Consider the following 19204-nt stretch of genomic DNA (forward strand, 5'->3'; position numbering starts at 1 on the left):
TCCCTCCTCTCATACTATATGAGCCGGCAGACCAAAAAAGAAAACCTCTGCATGTAAAAATAACAGAGGTTTTCTCGTATGTTAGGACGCCTTTTTTAGCTGAGTTTCATCTTCTTTTTTGGATGGAGAATGGTCCGGGCTATTCCGGTCATAAAATCTAAGGAGATCCCCATAGATGATTTGATCAGAGAATTGGAGCTCTTGCTTTGCTTTCTCTTCATAAGACTGACACACAGTCTCATCATCTCTTGGCTCACCCGTTTTTTTATTGTAGCAAACACCATCTGTGAAAACACTGTCCTTCGTAATAAAACTGCCATCACGAAGCACGGTAAAATCATTCGTATCTTTCGATAAAAGATCATGGCCAAATTGAATTTGTTTACTTGTATCAATTCCTAATAGATTGAGTACAGTTGGGCGGAGATCGACCTGACCACCTACCGTATCAATTTCTTTTGGATGTTGGTCTGTGATCCCTGGAATGTGTACAACAAACGGGACTTTTTGAAGCTGTACTTCTTCAAATGGCGTAATCTCTTTATTTAAAAATTGCCCCATGGCTTCGTTATGGTTTTCAGAAATTCCGTAATGATCCCCATACAAAACAAAAATGGAGTTATCGTATAACCCAGCTTCCTTCATCTTCTTAAAGAAAAGCTTAAGTGCTTCATCTTGATAACGCACTGTAGGGAAATATTTGTTTAGCGTTTTGCTCTTAGAATCATATTCATCAATGAGCTTATCTTCTTCATCTAGATCAAACGGAAAGTGATTCGTTAATGTAATCAATCTCGTATAGAAAGGCTGCGGGATCGATTTCATCAATTCCGCTGACTGTTCGAAGAATGGACCATCTTTCAGCCCCCAGCCAACTGAATTTTCTTCATTTACATCAAATGATTTAATATCAAAAAACTTATCGTAGCCAAAGCTATCGTAGATCAGGTCACGGTTCCAGAAACTTTTGTTATTCGCATGAATGACAGAAGAATGGTACCCCTCATCCTTTAACAGCTCAGGTGTGGCTGTAAACTCATTGCTTGGATTTGTGAAGAACACAGCCCCTCTTCCAAGTGGATAGAGAGAGTTATCAACAATAAACTCTGAGTCAGATGTTTTCCCTTGACCTGTTTGATGATAGAAATTAGTAAAGTTGTAGCTTTTCTTGATTAATTTGTTTAAAAACGGGGTGATTTCTTTCCCGTTTAGTTTTTCATTGATCACGAAACTTTGTGTAGATTCAAGTGAGACAAGAATGACATTTCGTCCTTTTGCTTGACCAAACGTCTTTTCATTACGGTCGGTTTGATTTGCACTTATATAGTTTTCAATTTCTGTTAAGCTATTGCTGTCAGCAAGGGCTCGTTGAGCAGACTGCTTCGATTGCAGCACTCCATCATAAATATGGAAATTATATAAGCTGATATTTTTTACCAGCATCTCACGGTCAAATGAGCGAGTGAGCAGTTCTGGTCTCTCTGTTTCAGCCAAACCAAGGTTAAAGAAGAAAGTCGCTGCCACAAATAAATAATAGGCTGCTCGTTCTTTTCGTGAAATGGTGACATCCGTTCTAAAGGAAGGCTGCTTTTTATAGAGCCACATTAAAATGATAATATCAACGAACATTAGAAAATCGACTGGTTCAATTAAAGAGGTAATACTTGACCCGAGGTCACCCATATTGTTTGTTTGAAATAGGACGGGGATGGTTAAAAAGTCACTATAGAATCGGTAAAACACAATGTTAGCTAACAAAATAAATGTCAGAATAAAGCTCGTCACGATGATATATCGATTGCGATTTTTTTCTTTCATAAATAAACCGATTCCGAAGATAAACAAGATAAAGCTAAGCGGATTAATAAACAGGATGAACTCCTGCATGAAATTTTCTATTTTAATATTGAAGCTAGATTTATAGATAACATAGGTTTTGACCCACATGAGCAATGTCGCAATCAGTAAAAATGAAATCGCCTTTAATCTTTTCTTTCGCATTGTAACCTCCTTATGCTAAGCGAGCACTCAAGCTAGGGATACACCCTAATTATTGGTGCTTCTTCAAAAATAACTAAACTATATCTTATCCTGTATGTGCTGGAAAATCAATGTCTTTTTCCTCATGACAAACTTATGAATATGCTAAACATTTCATTTCATGCCCATCTATCGCTTTTTTTAATAAAAATGACATCATGATGACTTTTTTGTTTAAGACAACCATTTGTTTTTTGCCATCCATGCACCGCCGATGACTCCTGCATCGTTTCCGAGAGAGGCAATCACGACTTCGACATCATCAGCGCAAGGCGGAAATGCGTGATGCTTAACAACGCGCTCTACTTTACTGCGAAGGAGCTCACCTGCTTTTGAAACACCGCCGCCAATCACGATTTTTGTTGGGTTTAACGCACTGGCAAGATTCGCTAACACAAGCCCAAGATGAGTCGTCACTTCTTCTACGACACGCATGGCAAGATCATCTCCACTTTCAGCGGCCTTAAACACTTCCTTTGCAGTCAGTGAAGTGAGCGTGCCAAGTGAAGATGTATGCTGCTCTGTTACTAATTTATCCTTTGCAAGCCGGACGATGCCAGTCGCAGATGCAATGGTTTCAATACAGCCTGTTCTCCCGCAATTACAAGGTGCTCCTTGGAATGGAACGGCACAAATATGGCCAATTTCTCCGCCAGCCCCTGTCTCACCTTGAACAACTTCACCATTTACAATAATGCCGCCGCCAACACCTGTGCCAAGTGTGACCATCAGGATGTTTTTTGCGCCATCGCCTGCACCCTTCCACATTTCACCGAGTGCAGCAATATTCGCATCATTTTCGATGACAGATGGAAGTCCGGTCTCTGCCTCTAGGTGATCTTTGAGTGGATAGTTTGTCCAGCCGAGATTCGTTGTTTTATAGACAATCCCAGATACTTTATCTACAGGCCCAGGTGCACCCATTCCAATCCCAATCAGCGCTGATTTGGGCATACTGATTTCGACTAGTTTGTGGTCAATTGATTTGGCAATATCGACTGTGATCGTCTGCCCTGATTTATCCGTAGGAATCTCCCACTTATGCTGAATTTCACCATATAGATTAATGAACGCAAGCTTAATTGTCGTACCGCCAAGATCAACTCCTACAAACCAATCCCCGATCATATGCCCTCCACCTTCACATTGTTTTTCGATTTAATTTGGCTAGTTCCATTTGAAGAATCGTCATTGCGTTTGACCATTCTGTCCGGTCAATAATGCCCGATGTATACATTTCCTTCAGTTCATCTGCCATAAATTCTAATTCCACTTCACGATCTCCGAAATACACATAATTTCCAAATCTCATGAGCAGCTGCTGTACATCATATAACGTTTTCATTGTTTCCACCATTTCTTCTCATCAACAGATAGAATAAGCGTATTCATAAATGCGCTTTCAGTCAAGTCATTCAATGTGTTTGCGTGTTTTCAATATATTGTTTCAGCTTTAAAAATTGATCATTTTTTGGATCTTGGTCTAACCCTTTTTCTATTAGATCCTCTGCTTTCGCTGTCTCTCCTTTTTCTACGTACAACAACGATAAATGATACAGTTTATTTGGATCATCTGGATTTTTTTTAAGCGACTTTTGTAAAAATCCAATCGCTTTGTCAAGGTGTCCGAGCTGGGCTTCCGATAGTGCATATATATGTAGAGCCTCAGCTGATGCATCCTTTTGATGTACATATTCCTCTAGACGTTTACTTGCTTCGTTATAGTTCTTGTCATCAAATAAACTTGCTGCCTCACTTACTGCTGCCGCTTCCTTTTGATCGTCTGAATGAAACCCTGTATACAATCCAAAACCACCAATCAACAGTAGAACAATACTAGCAAGAAACATTTTGACAGGCTTCACTTGTTTAGGAAGCCGGACAGCTAAAGCCGCTAAAAAACCGCCAACCAGACCGCCAAGGTGCCCTGCGTTATCAATACCTGATACGGTAAAGCCGATCCCTAAATTGATGAGGATGATCACAATAATATTTGTCCCCATCGTCCGGAAGAAGAGCTTGCGGTTAGAAATTGCCAAATATAATAGTGCACCTAAGCATCCAAAGATCGCGCCTGATGCACCGGCTGCGATGGCCGTATTAAAGACAAAGCTCGCTATGGAACCAAAAATGCCGGAAATGAAATAGATGAGCAAAAATCTCCATGAGCCATAAATTTTCTCAACAGCCGCTCCGACAGACCAAAGAGCAAATGTATTAAAGAGTAAGTGTGTCAAGCCAATATGCAAAAACATCGGTGTAATCAGACGCCACCATTCTCCATCTAAGATCAGCCCATTATTTTTAGCACCAAACGCTGTCAAAGTTGCCGTATTGGTACTTCCTCCAAATAGTTCAAGTAAAAGAAACATCACCACTTGAACAGCGATGAACAGGTAGGTGAAAATCGGTCTGCCATTTTGAAAAACGGCCCGTTCTCGTTCACGCTGCTTTTCCTGATCATCAAATGCTTGAAGTACGCTCACTTTAAGCTGAATGACATCTTCAGCTGTGTCTCTTTTTGCCTCTTCTACATCCACTGTCAGCGATGTATTGAGCCATTTTTGCAGCTCATTTACGTCGTGTTGAAGAGTGTCTGCATTCAGTAATACAGGTGTAACCGTCACCTTTTGCTTTTTTTGCGGTTGACCGTTTAGGTCCTCCCAATCATCTACAGGGTCGTCAGCTGTAAATTGGAGCTGTAAGAGATGCAGAGAACGTTTACGCATGGCCTCTCTCAGCTGATCCATCCGATACGTCTGTTCTTCGATATCTCGAACGATCTCCTGTTTAAAATTCACATCTTTTCTATATAGACGGATGAGATCATACCCTGAGTTTCGTGGTGCTTCAAAAAATATTTCATCTTCTGGAAACGGACTTTGAATCATCTCGTACCCTTTTTGTCTTAATTCATCAACAACTCGCCAAAATAAACTATCTATGACATTCATTCATTCGCGCTCCATTTTTTACATTATTATAACAAGAATCGTTCTGATCCGCATTTCTGAACAAAAAAATCCCGGCGTCTGCGGGATTAGAATGCTTGGCGAATAAATTTCGTCCGAAAATATGGGATTTTCATCAGCCACTTAATAAAAAAGTGACGCACTTGATTTTGACCTAAGATCAAATTCATCAGCCGGTAACGATTTTGCACGAGAACGAATGCAAACAATGTGAACACAATGCTCCAAATCATTTTATTCATCATATTCCCTCCTATGTTCGTATCGTGGCTTAAATAGGATGTGTTTATGCATGAACCATCATTTTTATCGCTTACCATGCGATATGCTTTCACACTCTAATCCCTTGTTCTTTTGATTGAATATAATAGACCTCTTCACACTCGGATTGATCATAAGAAACGTCAAATTGATGAAGATCGATTAAATCCTTGAACGTATGAGGCAGCTTACAATTCGGCTCTACCTCTTCCATCTTGTGAGGGAAGTAACTGTCGTATGGATTTGGTGTATGAACATATACAGCGTCTAAACCAGGGTCATGTTCGTGAATACAAATCCATGTTTGGTATGGCTTTTCAAAGCCTTCAAGCTGTTTTAACAGCCTATGATATAAAGCGATATGGGCTTTGATATGCTCTCTTCTTATTTTTAAGCTATTTTCCCCGACCCCAAAAAAATCAAGGTGCGTATGCCAAAAATAAAACCATGAATCCTGATCAAGTTTTAGGTCACAAGTATTCACTTCCTCCCACATATTGCGGAAGTATCTTTTCTTTCCACGAAATTTTTTCAAAACGGACCTCCTATCAGCTAAAATGCCATGACCTTATGAAACAACAAAAAGCCCGTTCTTTGGACAATCAGCGGACTTTTACTTTTGATATAACGTGCCTTTTTCACTGACAATCATAGACACCGGTATGTCGTGCGCTTCAGTCGGCACATCCCTGATTTGCTGTAAAGACAGACAAAGTGCAATGGTTCCCCCGTGATAGTCAGCTAAGTAGCGGTCATAATAGCCGCCCCCAAATCCAATCCGGTAGCCTTTTTGATCGAAGCATACCCCAGGCACAATGATTAAATCAATGGTTTCTTTATGTACAGCTGTTGATACTTGAGGGTCTGGTTCCAATAGCCCAAAGTAGCTGGATGTCATCTTTGTTTCGGGTGTATATTCATAAAACATCATCTCTTTTGTTTTCGGAAAACAGGTAGGGATACATACTGTTTTTCCTTCTTCCCACGCTTTTTCAATTAGAGGCATTGTCGGTATCTCTTTTCCTCTAGACATCGTCAAAGCGATCTTTTTCGCCTGTTTCCATGCTGGCAGCTGCAATAAGTGCTCATGAAGTAAAGCCGTGCTGCGCTCAAATTCTTCAGGGCTTATCTGATCAAGCTTGGCTAATGTTTGAAGGCGAAGCTCCTTTTTCATACAGATCATCTCCCATCATAAAAAAACAGCAGGAAAATTCCCTGCTGCTTACTTTGTTTCACGATGTACAGTTTGTTTTTTATCACGTGAGCAATACTTTTTGAATTCAACGCGATCTGGATTGTTTCGCTTATTCTTTTTAGTAATATAGTTACGCTCACCGCATTCAGTGCAAGCTAGAGTAATATTTACGCGCATATTTTTCCCTCCAAACTAAAATCAATTCACATTCAGACCTAACTATAATACCACTTCTAGCTTAGGAATGCTAGAATGTTTTTTCACCAATTTCAATTTGAGTGCATCCACTTACATATCGCATGCTTATGTCATGAAAAATCGTCTGCTCCCCTATAAAACCTGATCCTTTGTCGTACTGTATACATGAGAGACCCTCTTCTCCCCGCCGCTTTCATTTATTTTGACAGCGAGGCAAGGTTTTCATACCCGTTTTACATATAAAAAGAAAAAAGATGAAAAAAAGGTGATTTTCTTCAGCAATTCCTTTTGAAACTAGCTTTTTTATGGTATAAAAAAGAAGGGTCGAAAACTGTCTGAAACAATCTTGGAAGCCTTTTATGGCTTTCAGCATTAAAATATGAATAAAAGGTGATGAAACATGGAAATTGCAATTATCGGATTGCTTGTTGTCAGTATTGTACTGATCGCATTCTCATATTTTCAAAGAGAACCGATTAAAGAAGTCGAGCAGGAACTTGAAACACTTCAACTATCTGCAATGCAAGAAATCTATAAACTGAAAAAGAAAATGAAAGTGCTTGAAGAAGAATTACTTGAAACAAACATCGTCGTCCGCAAGCATTCAGAAATTGATCCATCCATCGCAAGACAGATCATTTCAAAGCACCAAAATGGCATGTCTCCTGAGGCCATTGCGCGCGCTGAGCATGTATCTGTAGAAGATGTCAACATGATCATTAAAGACAACGAGAGGGTGCTTGTATGACGAAAAAAAGCATCCAAACGTTTGCAGCAGGTATGATTCTTGCAACTGGGGTTCTTGCGATTGTCTTTTTCCTCACTGGGAAAGACGAGGCAGCAGCTGATACAACAACAAAAGAAACCCTCGCACAGAAAGTAACAGACACTGACGTGAAAAACTATTTAGACTCCAAAAAAGAAGTCACTGTCAGCCGTGAAACGTACCAGCAGCTTCTTGACTATAAGGAAAAAGCGCTGAAGGCAAATGAAGACGGAGATTCTAAAAGTGATCAACAAAAAGAGGACAAGCCTAAAGGCAAATCGATCAAATTTGTGATTAAAAACGGTATGAGTACAAGTGATGTTTCAGACATGCTTGAAAAGGACGGCATCATCAACTCGTCTAAAGATTTTAATGATTACGTAATTGACGCCGGCTACCATAAAGAAATTCGTGCAGGCAAGTTCAATTTAAAAACAGGAATGACATTCAAACAGATTGTCAAAGCCTTAACAAAATAACAACAAACCCCCCCTGGCGGCACTGACCTCCAGGGGGGTTTTGTTATCCAAATCGACCAGATATATAATCATTCGTTCTTTGATCGTTTGGCTCAGAAAACATCACATTCGTATCATTGACCTCAACAAGCTCCCCCATTAAGAAGAAGGCCGTTCGGTCTGATACCCGAGCCGCTTGCTGCATGTTATGCGTCACAATGGCAATCGTATATTTCTCTTTCAATTTCATAATCAATTCTTCAATCTTTAATGTTGAGACAGGATCAAGCGCTGATGTTGGTTCATCCATTAATAAGATGTCTGGGCTTGTAGCAATGGCTCTTGCGATACAAAGACGCTGCTGCTGACCGCCAGAAAGGCCTAGAGCGGGAGCACTTAATCGATCTTTCACTTCATCCCATAGGGCAACATCTCGAAGCGCTTTTTCCGCGATTTCTTTCAATTGCTGCTTGCTCTTAACTCCATGAATTCTTGGTCCGTATACGACATTATCAAAAATTGACTGAGGGAAAGGATTTCCTTTTTGAAACACCATCCCGACATTTTTACGCAGCTCCACTAAATCGACACGACCTTTTAAAATGTTGTCATCTTTATACATCATATCCCCGGTGATTTTCACACCTGGCACTGTTTTGACCATAAGATTTAACGTTTTAATAAACGTTGACTTTCCGCAGCCGGACGGGCCGATAATCGCTGTGACTTCATGCTCTCTGATCGCTAAGTCAATATGCTTCAATGCATGATGCTGTCCATACCAAAGATTCATATCATTCACACGAAACACTTCTTTTTTTGCTGCTTTAGTTGCTACTGCATTCATCAAATCCACCCGCCTTATCCAAATCGACCATTGATATAGTCTTCTGTTTTTTGCTGTGCAGGACGTGTAAAGATACGTTCTGTGGCATCATATTCTACTAGATCTCCGTTTAAGAAAAAAGCCGTACGATCTGATACACGGAGCGCTTGCTGCATGTTGTGTGTCACAATGACGATTGAATAATCATTTTTTAATTCGCCTAATAGCTCTTCAATTTTCGCATTTGAGATAGGGTCTAGGGCAGAAGCCGGTTCATCTAATAATAAGACACTAGGTTTCATCGCAAGTGTACGTGCAATACAAAGTCGCTGCTGCTGACCGCCTGACAATGACAAAGCAGATCGGTGCAGACGATCTTTGACCTCATCCCATAACGCCGCCTTTGTTAAGCTTTCCTCAACCGCATCATCAAGCACAGATTTTCTTTTTTCCCCGGCATACTTTAACGCATGGGTGATGTTATTGTAGATCGATTTAGGAAATGGATTTGGTTTTTGGAAGACCATGCCGATTTCTCTTCTTAAATTCACCACATTAATACGGTCATCCAAAATATTTAATCCTTTGTACATGATCGCCCCTTCACTTCTCGCACCTGAAATTAAGTCGTTCATGCGGTTAATGCTGCGTAAAAAGGTAGATTTCCCGCAGCCGGATGGGCCGATTAATGCGGTGATTGCATTCTTCTCAATCTCGAATGAAATGTGATTGACCGCTCTTTTTTCACCATAATAAATGCTTAAATCCTGCACCTGTAAAATCTGTTCTGCTTGAAGTGGAGCCTTTTTCGCTGCAATCTCTTTTTTTTCTGCTAGCATTTGAACCATATCCCCTTCACACCTCTCTCACATTATTTTGACGTAAGCTTTTTATGAATAAATGAACCAAGCCATCTAGCAGCTAAGTTGAATAATAAGACTGAAAGCACAAGTACAGCTGATGCACCATTTGCAATGGCCTCTGCATCTGGAATGATTCCTTGTGTATTGACGTTCCATATATGAACGGCTAATGTTTCTGCCGGTCTAAACACATTCAGCGGTGACGTATCAGAAAAAGGACTCCAGTTTGTGAAATCAAGGCGCGGTGTGGAGAGACCTGCTGTAAAAAGAAGAGCAGCCGCCTCACCAAAGACTCTTCCTGATGCTAAAATCGCACCAGTGATAATAGACGGAAGCGCACCTGGAATAAGGACCGTTTTGACTGTATGCCACTTCGTTACACCAAGCGCTAGTGATGCTTCCTTTTGATCCTTCGGTACAGAGCGTAGCGCATCTTCTGTCACCCTGACCATCACTGGCAAGTTAAACACCGTGAGCGCAAGAGCTCCTCCAATAATCGTATAGCCCCAGCCTGTTAAATTCACAAACATGAGTAAACCAAACATACCAATGACGATAGACGGAAGTGAAGACAACACTTCGATACATGTACGAATAAAGTCTGTGACTTTGTTTTGAGGAGCGTACTCTGCCATATACACTCCGCCGCCGACGCCAAGCGGTACTGTAATCAGCATCGTAATAAACAAAATATAAAACGAGTTAAAGAGCTGATCCCTGATACCGCCGCCAGAGCCAATCGCACTTGAACGGGTTGTTAAAAAGTCGAAGTTTAATTCTTTTGCACCGTTGAAAATGATATAAGAAAACAAACCAACGAGAATCGCCGTAATAATGGCAGCACATAATCCAAATATAAATGTGGCAAAACGATCGGTCATTTTGCTATTCATTAAATCTTCCTCCTAGACGACAAGTATCTGATAATGAGTATGAACATAAATGATACAACTAGAAGGACAAGTCCCATTGACCAAAGTGTATTGTTCTCAACACTTCCATACGTTGTGTGACCCATGTTTAACGTAATAATGGTTGTTAATGTACCAGCTGTATCCATAATGCTTTCTGGTAAATTACGCGTGTTTCCAATGACCATCTGTACAGCAAGGGCTTCTCCAAATGCTCTAGCCATGCCAAGAACGACCGCTGTCATTAATGTTGGCAGAGCTGCTGGGACAAGCACACGTCTAATCGTTTGCCATCTTGTTGCGCCTAATGCGTACGATCCCTCACGTAAACTTTTTGGTAGTGAACCCATTGCATCAGTCGCAATGGATGTAACGGTTGGCAGGATCATAATAGACAGGACAATCGTTCCTGCTAGCACGCTATGCCCTGAGCCGCTTGACTTGAAGTGTCCGATAAACGGCACCAATACTGTAAGACCTATGAATCCGTAAACAACGGATGGAATCCCTACAAGCAATTCAATGACTGGCTGGAGGATTTTACGTCCCCAAGCAGGTGCAATTTCTGTCATAAAGATTGCGCCTGCGATGCCTAGTGGCGCTGCAATGAGTGCCGATAGGAGCGTGACGGCGATTGATCCGAAAATAAAAGGAAATGCGCCGTACTGCGGGTTTTCTGCTGTTGGGTTCCAATTGATACTGGTTAAGAACTCAATTGGGCTTACACCATTTACGATGAAAGATTGTAAACCCTTAATGCCAAGGAAGATGGTGATGGCGATAGATACAGCAATCATTAAGAATGCGCAAAATCTCACCAAAATACTTCCTCTCACTTCATCCATTTGCCTATTTTTCTTCGAGCTGATCAGTCGATCGCTCGCTTCTGTATGTTCTATCTGCTTCATCTTTTTCTACACTCCTATGAATGTCATAAAAGGAAAAGTGAAAAGCTCCACTTTTCCTTCATCAGCAATTCAAGACCTCTTACTTATCTGTTTGTTTGCCTGTTGCGTCTCTTTCTACTTTCATATTAGCAACTGAGATGTAGCCTTGGTCTTTGACGATTTCTTTTTGTACTTCATCACTCATGAGGTAATCTAAGAATTGTTTTGCTAGACCATCTGGCTCACCTTTTGTATAAGAATGCTCGTAAGCCCAAATTGTATATTTACCGCTTTCTACATTGCTTTCTTCCGGTTTCACACCATCAATGCTAAGCGGTGTAATTTTGTCATCTGTTAAATAAGAGAATGCTAGGTATCCAATCGCACCTGGCGTTTCTGCAATCAGTTTTTTCACTGTGTTTGAAGAATCTTCTGTGATTCCTTCTGCAGGTGTTGCACCATCAAGTGCATATTTCACAAATGTTGCACGAGTTCCTGAAGAGTCAGGTCTGTTCACAAGCGTGATTTTTTGGTCTTTCCCGCCAAGCTCTTTCCAGTTTTTGATTTTACCAGTGAAGATTTTTTTCAATTCGTCCTTTGTGATGTCTTTGACACCCACTTCAGGGTTTACAGCTGCGGCCATTCCAACAACTGCTACTTTGTGGTCTGTTAAAGCTTTTGCGTCGATTCCGTCTTTCTCTTCTGCGAATACATCTGAGTTACCAATTTGTACAGATCCTTCTGACACTTGAGAAAGTCCTGTTCCTGAACCGCCGGCTTGTACTTGAATATCGGCTTTTGGATGTTTATCCATGAATTTTTCTGCTGCCGCAAGAACTAAAGGCTGCATCGCAGATGATCCTGAGATGGTAATGGAACCTGATGCCTCATCTTTGTTTGAAGCATTTCCTTTACTGTCTTTTGAATCTCCGCTTGAGCTGCTGTTTCCGCATGCTGTGACGAATGCTAACAATGCGATAGTAAGGAAAGTAAGCAGCCATAATTTGTTCTTTTTCATTTCAAGAATACCCCCTGAATAATTTGTCCTACGAGTAATACATTAAAGGTTCTTTATTAATTTCGTTTAAATGGAATGTTAAGGTTTTGTAAATGTCGAAGTTTTGTAGAGATCTTGCGATGTTTTTTATGTATTTTGTCAATTTATCTCGAAAATTTTGAAGAAAACGTAAAAAAACGCCCACAAAAAGTGAGCGTTTTTACCTAGGAAAGGTCTAGTCGTTTGTTTCTGCTTCATTTTCAATTTTATTTTTGTTCTTCGCTTGTGTATCATTGCTTTCCTGTTTTGATTTTAGCTCAAAGTATTTGTCTAATACTTGTTCACCGATATCATTTGTAATTGGATAGCGCTGATTGTAGTCTTGATACACCCATGGTACAACGACGGAAATGGCCACTTCTGGATTATCAGCAGGCGCATACGCCACAAGTGTTGTGTTATATGTTGGTGTGCCGCGTTTGCTTTTAATTGGGCCGTCATAGAATGATTGAGCGGTTCCTGTTTTGCCAGCTGGGTTATACTTTTTGTTGCCAAAGTTCGAGTAGGCCGTCCCTCTTGGGTTCTGCATGACAAGCTTGAAGCCTTGCTGAACACGCTTGATCTCATCACCTGTCATGTCTAGCTTATTCAATACGTCCGGTTTGACGGATTCTGTTACAGCACCAATGCCGCGCTGCGGATCTGGCTCTCTCACTTCTTTAACAAGCTGCGGACGTAAACGATATCCGCCATTGGCAATCGTTGAAACGTATTGCGCCATTTGCAGCGGTGTAAACGTATCATACTGTCCAATTGCATAGTCAAGCAGGAGACCAGATTGTGTAGACGTTCCCCGGTAGCCTGTCGCTTCGTTTGGCAGGTCAATCCCTGTTTTGACACCAAGACCAAATTTACTGAAATTATAACGGAATGTATCAAAAGCTTTCGGATCGATTGGGAGCGGCTGGTTCTTACGATACTCCCCTTTTCCAACGGCAATCGCTGTTTTAAACATATACACGTTAGATGAACGCTCGAGTGCCGTTAAATCATTAATGAGTCCCATATTTTGATAGGATTTCTTAGGCGGTGACTGCGCGATATACAGCGGTTCATCGTACTGGGTACTTCCAATATGAATCACGCCTGTTTTATATCCCGTCAGTACAGTGGCCCCTTTTACAGCTGAGCCCATCGCATAGGATGAAGTCATCGTTCCTAATGCGTAGTCATCAAATTTGTATTTTCCGTTTTTGTTTGAAATCTGTTTCCCCGCAACGGAGAGAACTTCTCCATTTCTAGGGTCCATCATGACAACAAACGCACGATCAAGAAGCTCCGTCCCGCCTCTTTGTTTCGCACTTCTTAAGTTCTTTTCAACGATTTTTTCTACTGCTTTTTGCAGCTGAATATCAATGGTGAGAACTAGGTCTTTCCCGCTCTTTCCTTCTGTTAGCACTTTAGAGCTTGTCACATTGCCCTCTTTATCAGTTGTACTCTGCTCTTTTTCCTTTTGGCCTTGCAGGACATCTTCATATTGATATTCTAGATAGCTTTTTCCTACACGGTCATTTCGGCTGTAGCCGAGCGATAAATAATGTTCAAGAAGTGACTGCGGAAGTCCTTCATCACTTGAGGACACGCTGCCGAGCATACTGCGAAGCAGTCCTTTATACGGATAGCTGCGTGACCAGTCTGTTGTGACATCCACACCTGGCAGCTCGTCCAAATGCTCAGAGACGTAAGCAATTTCGCTTGGCTTCACATCATCATTTTTAATGAATTGAGGCGTAAGTGCATAGCCTGCATCCATTTGTCTTTTAATCGCAAGCACTTGTAAGTCTTTTTTCGTCAGTTGATTTAATTCCTTATCCGTGATGCGTTTCAGCTGAAGCTCATATAATTTATCATCAGCGACCTTATCGTCACCCTTTAATTCCGATTCCTTTTGAACAAGCTTTTTCGCTTCATTCGGGTGCGTTAAAATCCAGAAATCTTTTTTGTCACGATCGGTGATTTTTTTCGTACTCACATGAATCATATCCGCTAATTTTGTAGCCACTTTGAGCCGCTCTTCTTGTGAAGTCGTCGAGGTTCTCGTATATGTAATGGCATTTAGCGCTTTATTGCTGACAATCGTATTATAGTTTCGATCGTAAATTTTTCCGCGCGGAGCAGATGAGCTGACATTCACATCCTCTTGTTTTTCTGCCTGCTTTTTATAATCTTCTCCATTGACAATTTGTACAAATCCGAGTCTTACAACAACACCGGTAAAAATAATAAACGCAGCTAAAAATAGTAAATTCAGCCGAAGTGGAAGTGTTTTGCGCCCTTCCTTCGCGTCTTTTTTGTTTTTCTTGTTTCTCATCACATCACCTTTTCTATCAAGAAAGAAATGGCACCCCTTTTTGTGTATAAAAGGTGCCATCATCATTTTAGCGGTTTTTCTATTATTTATCTAGAAATTTGATGTTCCATTGGTAAGAAATTTTACCTTTCTCCCTTAATAAGGTTCGTCTGAGAAACTGGCTTTTGACCGTCTGCCTCTTTCATATCAGCTGTTTTTTCTTTCAAATGAATATCTTTTACAAAGAAATAAATGAGGGTATGTCCCGCTCCAAGCACAACAAGAGATGCAGGTATCCCGAGCTCATCACCAAGTAAAGTGACAGACAGAAGAAACAACACAATGGAACAAATACGGCCAGCATTTAAAAACAGCTCCCTGACCACAATATATTCAATCCGGGCTTTCCTTGCATACCTTGCATGACCGATGACATCGTATGTTAAGGATACATATGGAACAAGCAGAAGCGGGTATCCTATCGCGATGGCTACCGCATACATGAGAAGTGATACATAGGACAAATGAAAGACGATTAAGAACAAGGCGCCGTATAAAATCAGCCCGCCAAGCATAATGGCTTTCTTACGCCATTTTTTCTTAATCAAACGCGTAGCGAAGAAATAAGCGAAAAAGGCAACACCTGAGTTCACCAAACCAAATGTCCCGAGAGCAAGCTCACTGTTTGTTGCGATAAACACAAAGACACTGATTAAGAAGACAAAGACCCCTTCACGAAGCCCTTGAAAAAAGTGAGCTGTTGTAATCTTACGCCAATTCTCGTCGGCATGGCGTTCTTTCCATATTTGCTTGATGATAAATTTTCCTTTGGACTGCCTTCTCTTGAGGAAAAAGCTCATCACAACCGCTAATGAAAACAAAATTAGCGATAAAGTAAAAATCACTGTATAGCCCGTATCATCTGTTAATTGAGAAATGACAATACCCGCGATCAGTGGACCGATCATGCCAGCTGTAGAGGTGAGGACTCCGAGAAACCCATTAAAGAAATCTCTTGTTTCAGGCTCGGTGATCTCAAAGGTAAGTACGTTAAAAGCAAGCCAGTAAAAACCATAGCCGATCCCAAGGACACTCCCTAATAAAACAAGCCGCGCGGCCGCGTGCTCTCCTGCTATTAAGACAATTAAGTAAAAAGCGGCTAAGAAGATCACGCCGAAACGAAGGACAAACGCCCGGTCTATTTTTTTAGCAAGCCGGCCTGCGAATAAAAATGTAATGGGCTGAAGCACAACAATAGCCAGATTGTAAATCGCAAGATCTGTGAATTTCCCAGACTGTTTCCATAAATACACGTTTACAAACGTATTAGAAAGTGCAATGGCAAGTGCGTATAATCCGCCAATCGTGAGGAGGAGCATTAAATCTCTTGTAACATCCATGTCCCCGAACATTTTCTTTAATCTGCTCATATATTTCATTCTCCTTTTCTACACAATAGTCTGTCTCATCAAAAGGCAGATATGTAAAAAAAGGAGGGAAAATATAAAAAGACCTGCTTCTCTAAAGAGCAGGTCTTTTCAAATCAAATGGTTTATTTAGCTTCGCTGTAAAGGCGAGCCACTTCATCCCAGTTCACAACATTCCAGAAAGCTGAAATGTAATCAGGACGACGGTTTTGGTAGTTTAGGTAGTAAGCATGCTCCCAAACGTCAAGTCCTAGAATTGGTGTTTTTCCTTCAGTTAAAGGAGAATCTTGGTTTGGCGTGCTTGTGATTTCAAGTTTGCCATTGTTCACAACAAGCCATGCCCAACCAGAACCAAAGCGTCCTGCAGCTGCTGCAGCGAAATCAGATTTGAATTTTTCAAATCCGCCTAATTCTTTTTCGATTGCATCTGCAAGTTCACCAGTTGGTGCGCCGCCACCGTTTGGTGAAAGAAGCGTCCAGAATAATGAGTGGTTAGCATGTCCTCCGCCATTGTTACGTACAGCTGTACGTACGTTTTCAGGTACAGAGTTTAGGTTAGCCACTAGCTCTTCGATTGATTGATCTTCAAGAGCTGATACACCTTCGATTGCTTTGTTTAAGTTTGTTACATATGTGTTGTGGTGTTTTGTGTGGTGAATCGTCATTGTTTCCTTGTCGATATGTGGTTCTAATGCATCGTAAGCATATGGTAATTCTGGAAGTTTAAAAGCCATGGTTAAATTCCTCCTTAGAAATGTATGTACTGAAATGCTTCCTTAGGTCGTAAGCAAGCAATTCACCCTACTCAAAGAGTATCAAAAGAATTGGCTTGTTTCAACGTTATTGCTCATGATCTGAAACATTTCAGTGTTTATTTTGTATTTAGCCCTTTAGAAAGAGTTTTAAACGCCCTTTTTCTATTTATCGAAGGACATAAAATAAAAAGATGCCCAGCATCAGCGCTTGAATCAATCCTTTGGCAAATACACCTGATATAAATCCGATTAACGAGCCTAATCCTACTTTCACACTTGTCTTCACATCTTTTTGATGAACAAGGAGCTCTGCTATAACACTTCCGATAAATGGACCAATGATAATTCCTGCAATCGGAATCACAAAAGGACCGACTAATAACCCAATGGTGCTTCCCCAAATAGCTGCACGGCTGCCGCCAAAACGCTTGACCCCAATCAGGTTCGAGACATAATCTGCCGCAAATAATACCGCGGTAAATACGGCTTGAATGAGCCAAAACGTCAGTGTCAGCGGCTCGAAGCTGAAAAAGAAACCATATAGAATAAATCCGAGAACCATAAAAACCACACTGGGGATAATTGGATAAACAAGTCCAACAAATGCAATGATAAATGCACAAATGATCAGAATCCAATACAGCACGTCCAAGTCACAGCCGCCTCCTTTTTATTTGCTGTATACATTATGCCTCATTCCCTCTATCTTAACCAGCAATGAAGGCCATACTTGTACTTGTTAGATAGACATTGATACAATATGAGAAATAGAAAAGAATGTAGGAAGTGAATTGATTGAACGTATTTAAACTATTGTTAAAAGGCATTTATTCACCAAAAGATATTGCGAAAGCACGGTTTACAGGGATTGGCAAAGCGATTTTATTCATTTTTATCCTTTCGATCATCGCAGCAGTTCCGCAGGGCTATCATATGAGTCAAGAGATCTCGAATGCGATGTCAGGATTTCAGCATGTGATCAAAAAAGATTTACCTGATTTCTCAATCGAAAAAGGAAAGCTTCAAGCGGATCAAAGTGAACCGATAGAAAAAGAAGAAAACGGCATTACGATCATTTTTGATCCTGCTGAAAAAATAAAAGCAAGTGAGCTTGAATCAAAGCAAACGGCCATCGCATTATTAAAAGAAAAAGCTGTGATTGCTATTGATGGGCAAATGACAGATATCCCGTATCAGCTGCTTGGTGGGACGCTGACAAAAGACGAACTTGCCCGCGTCACAAATCAGAATCAAGCGATTATTATCCCAGTCATCTGTGTGCTGCTATATCTATCAACTGCGGCTCTCATGTTCATTAGCGCAACTTTCCTTGCGATGCTTGGTACATTTATTAAACGCATGCAGCAAAAAGAGCTGTCCTTCCAAATGCTATGGAAGCTCTCTGCTTACTCACTCACATTAACAACAGTCTTTTTCGCCATCATGAGTGCATTAAACACGCCTGTTGCGAATTCATTTTTATTAAATTGGGTCATTAACTTTATCTTTTTATACCTTGTTGTAAAGGAAATACCCGCTAAACATAAACCACTTGTCAAAAATTAATTTAGTATATGAAAGCTCCCCCAACTTGGAGGAGCTTTTTATGTATGTGCATTCTCTATGATTCATCCGGATGAATGATCGCAAACAAATAATGATCTTCCCACACGTCATTAATCTTTACTTTTTTACGATTGAGTCCCTCATTTTCAAAACCTGTCTTTTCAAGCACACGAATGGAACCTATATTACTCGGCTTTACTCCAGCTTCAATACGATGCAGGTGCAGCTCATCAAAGGCATAATCGATGATTAAACGAATGGCTTCTGTCATATACCCTTTCCCGCCATGCTTTTCATCAAGTACATACCCCAGCCAAGCTCCTTCTACCGGGCCTCTTACGACAGAATTTAATGAGATTGTCCCAATTAAGGCATCTGTTTCATTTAAGAAAATACCGTGCATGTAGGCTTCATCCTGTACGCATCTTTCCACACTGCGCTGAATTCGTTCAATTTGACGAGATAACGTGAAAAAATCATCTTTGACCAAAGGTGTAAATTGCTGAAAATAGGAGCGATTCTCAAGTTCAAGTGCGAGTAGTGATTGTGCATCTTCTTCTGTTAGCGCTCTCACATATATATGCTGACTGATTTTCTTCATAAACTCTCCCCCCTGCTTTTATTTTATCATAATCGTGATAGAAGCTTGAAAAAGCACCGCCGAGCGTAAATTCAATACAAGACACACTAGAACGAACTAGAACCTCCCTTTCCAGCTTTTTTCCTCATGTT

General features: G+C 40.8%; 21 protein-coding genes. 3 read left to right on the top strand and 18 right to left on the bottom strand.

Annotated features, from left to right (window positions below; genetic code table 11):
- Nucleotides 1-81 precede the first annotated feature (81 nt).
- From MHB83_RS16225 to rpmG, 8 genes are all read right to left on the bottom strand, one after another.
- The gene (locus MHB83_RS16225) at nt 82-2001 is read right to left on the bottom strand and encodes an LTA synthase family protein (RefSeq protein WP_310024555.1); all 1920 of its coding nucleotides are present in this window, start codon (nt 1999-2001) and stop codon (nt 82-84) included.
- A 213-nt stretch (nt 2002-2214) separates the two neighbouring features.
- Entirely contained in the window at nt 2215-3168 is a 954-nt protein-coding gene (locus MHB83_RS16230; RefSeq protein WP_003217302.1) for an ROK family glucokinase, read from the bottom strand.
- Nucleotides 3169-3181: 13 nt separating this feature from the next.
- Nucleotides 3182-3385, bottom strand: coding sequence for a YqgQ family protein (locus tag MHB83_RS16235; protein WP_008342322.1), 204 nt, complete (start codon nt 3383-3385; stop codon nt 3182-3184).
- A 70-nt stretch (nt 3386-3455) separates the two neighbouring features.
- Nucleotides 3456-4994 carry a rhomboid family intramembrane serine protease gene (locus tag MHB83_RS16240; RefSeq protein WP_226803665.1) on the bottom strand — a complete coding sequence of 513 codons (1539 nt, stop codon included), beginning with the start codon at nt 4992-4994 and terminating at the stop codon, nt 3456-3458.
- An 86-nt stretch (nt 4995-5080) separates the two neighbouring features.
- Nucleotides 5081-5254: a hypothetical protein gene (locus MHB83_RS16245; RefSeq protein WP_017367602.1), complete on the bottom strand. Its 174-nt coding sequence runs from the start codon at nt 5252-5254 to the stop codon at nt 5081-5083.
- An 89-nt stretch (nt 5255-5343) separates the two neighbouring features.
- The gene (locus MHB83_RS16250) at nt 5344-5808 is read right to left on the bottom strand and encodes a hypothetical protein (protein WP_137054971.1); all 465 of its coding nucleotides are present in this window, start codon (nt 5806-5808) and stop codon (nt 5344-5346) included.
- Between the two features lie 78 nt (nt 5809-5886).
- Nucleotides 5887-6447: a 5-formyltetrahydrofolate cyclo-ligase gene (locus tag MHB83_RS16255; RefSeq protein WP_342496476.1), complete on the bottom strand. Its 561-nt coding sequence runs from the start codon at nt 6445-6447 to the stop codon at nt 5887-5889.
- 48 nt (nt 6448-6495) lie between these two features.
- Nucleotides 6496-6645, bottom strand: a complete 150-nt coding sequence (gene rpmG / locus MHB83_RS16260) for a 50S ribosomal protein L33 (RefSeq protein WP_012010579.1) — start codon at nt 6643-6645, stop codon at nt 6496-6498.
- Nucleotides 6646-7066: 421 nt separating this feature from the next.
- Here rpmG and MHB83_RS16265 point away from each other — a divergent pair, with 421 nt between their 5' ends.
- Nucleotides 7067-7414: a hypothetical protein gene (locus MHB83_RS16265; protein ID WP_003217285.1), complete on the top strand. Its 348-nt coding sequence runs from the start codon at nt 7067-7069 to the stop codon at nt 7412-7414.
- Nucleotides 7411-7911 carry an endolytic transglycosylase MltG gene (locus MHB83_RS16270; RefSeq protein ID WP_003217472.1) on the top strand — a complete coding sequence of 167 codons (501 nt, stop codon included), beginning with the start codon at nt 7411-7413 and terminating at the stop codon, nt 7909-7911. Before MHB83_RS16265 ends, MHB83_RS16270 begins: the two co-directional genes overlap by 4 nt.
- Nucleotides 7912-7954: 43 nt before the next feature.
- Here MHB83_RS16270 and pstB (MHB83_RS16275) read toward each other — a convergent pair whose 3' ends face one another.
- From pstB (MHB83_RS16275) to MHB83_RS16315, 9 genes are all read right to left on the bottom strand, one after another.
- Nucleotides 7955-8737: a phosphate ABC transporter ATP-binding protein PstB gene (gene pstB / locus MHB83_RS16275; protein ID WP_034620853.1), complete on the bottom strand. Its 783-nt coding sequence runs from the start codon at nt 8735-8737 to the stop codon at nt 7955-7957.
- Between the two features lie 14 nt (nt 8738-8751).
- Nucleotides 8752-9555 (bottom strand): phosphate ABC transporter ATP-binding protein PstB, encoded by an 804-nt coding sequence (gene pstB / locus MHB83_RS16280; RefSeq protein ID WP_342496477.1) that lies wholly within the window; start codon nt 9553-9555, stop codon nt 8752-8754.
- 32 nt (nt 9556-9587) lie between these two features.
- On the bottom strand, nt 9588-10472 hold the full coding sequence (pstA, locus tag MHB83_RS16285; protein WP_003217489.1) for a phosphate ABC transporter permease PstA: 885 nt from the start codon (nt 10470-10472) through the stop codon (nt 9588-9590).
- Nucleotides 10472-11398 carry a phosphate ABC transporter permease subunit PstC gene (pstC, locus tag MHB83_RS16290; RefSeq protein WP_003217329.1) on the bottom strand — a complete coding sequence of 309 codons (927 nt, stop codon included), beginning with the start codon at nt 11396-11398 and terminating at the stop codon, nt 10472-10474. Before pstC ends, pstA begins: the two co-directional genes overlap by 1 nt.
- 79 nt (nt 11399-11477) lie before the next feature.
- The gene (locus MHB83_RS16295; RefSeq protein ID WP_003217324.1) at nt 11478-12395 is read right to left on the bottom strand and encodes a phosphate ABC transporter substrate-binding protein; all 918 of its coding nucleotides are present in this window, start codon (nt 12393-12395) and stop codon (nt 11478-11480) included.
- A gap of 214 nt (nt 12396-12609) precedes the next feature.
- On the bottom strand, nt 12610-14745 hold the full coding sequence (locus MHB83_RS16300) for a penicillin-binding protein 2 (protein ID WP_113387145.1): 2136 nt from the start codon (nt 14743-14745) through the stop codon (nt 12610-12612).
- Between the two features lie 122 nt (nt 14746-14867).
- Nucleotides 14868-16154, bottom strand: a complete 1287-nt coding sequence (locus MHB83_RS16305; RefSeq protein WP_003217361.1) for an MFS transporter — start codon at nt 16152-16154, stop codon at nt 14868-14870.
- 122 nt (nt 16155-16276) lie between these two features.
- The gene (gene sodA / locus MHB83_RS16310; RefSeq protein ID WP_003217313.1) at nt 16277-16885 is read right to left on the bottom strand and encodes a superoxide dismutase SodA; all 609 of its coding nucleotides are present in this window, start codon (nt 16883-16885) and stop codon (nt 16277-16279) included.
- Nucleotides 16886-17072: 187 nt separating this feature from the next.
- Nucleotides 17073-17558 (bottom strand): DUF456 domain-containing protein, encoded by a 486-nt coding sequence (locus MHB83_RS16315; protein ID WP_003217408.1) that lies wholly within the window; start codon nt 17556-17558, stop codon nt 17073-17075.
- Between the two features lie 143 nt (nt 17559-17701).
- Here MHB83_RS16315 and MHB83_RS16320 point away from each other — a divergent pair, with 143 nt between their 5' ends.
- Nucleotides 17702-18472: a DUF1189 domain-containing protein gene (locus MHB83_RS16320; RefSeq protein WP_003217320.1), complete on the top strand. Its 771-nt coding sequence runs from the start codon at nt 17702-17704 to the stop codon at nt 18470-18472.
- Between the two features lie 55 nt (nt 18473-18527).
- On the opposite strand, the gene MHB83_RS16325 is transcribed toward MHB83_RS16320, so the two are convergent.
- A complete protein-coding gene (locus tag MHB83_RS16325) occupies nt 18528-19073 on the bottom strand; it encodes a GNAT family protein (protein WP_050943755.1) in 546 nt (181 codons plus the stop codon).
- Between the last annotated feature and the right edge of the window lie 131 nt (nt 19074-19204).

The organism is Bacillus sp. FSL K6-3149 (genome assembly GCF_038630515.1).
Classification (GTDB): Bacteria; Bacillota; Bacilli; order Bacillales; family Bacillaceae; genus Bacillus; species Bacillus pumilus.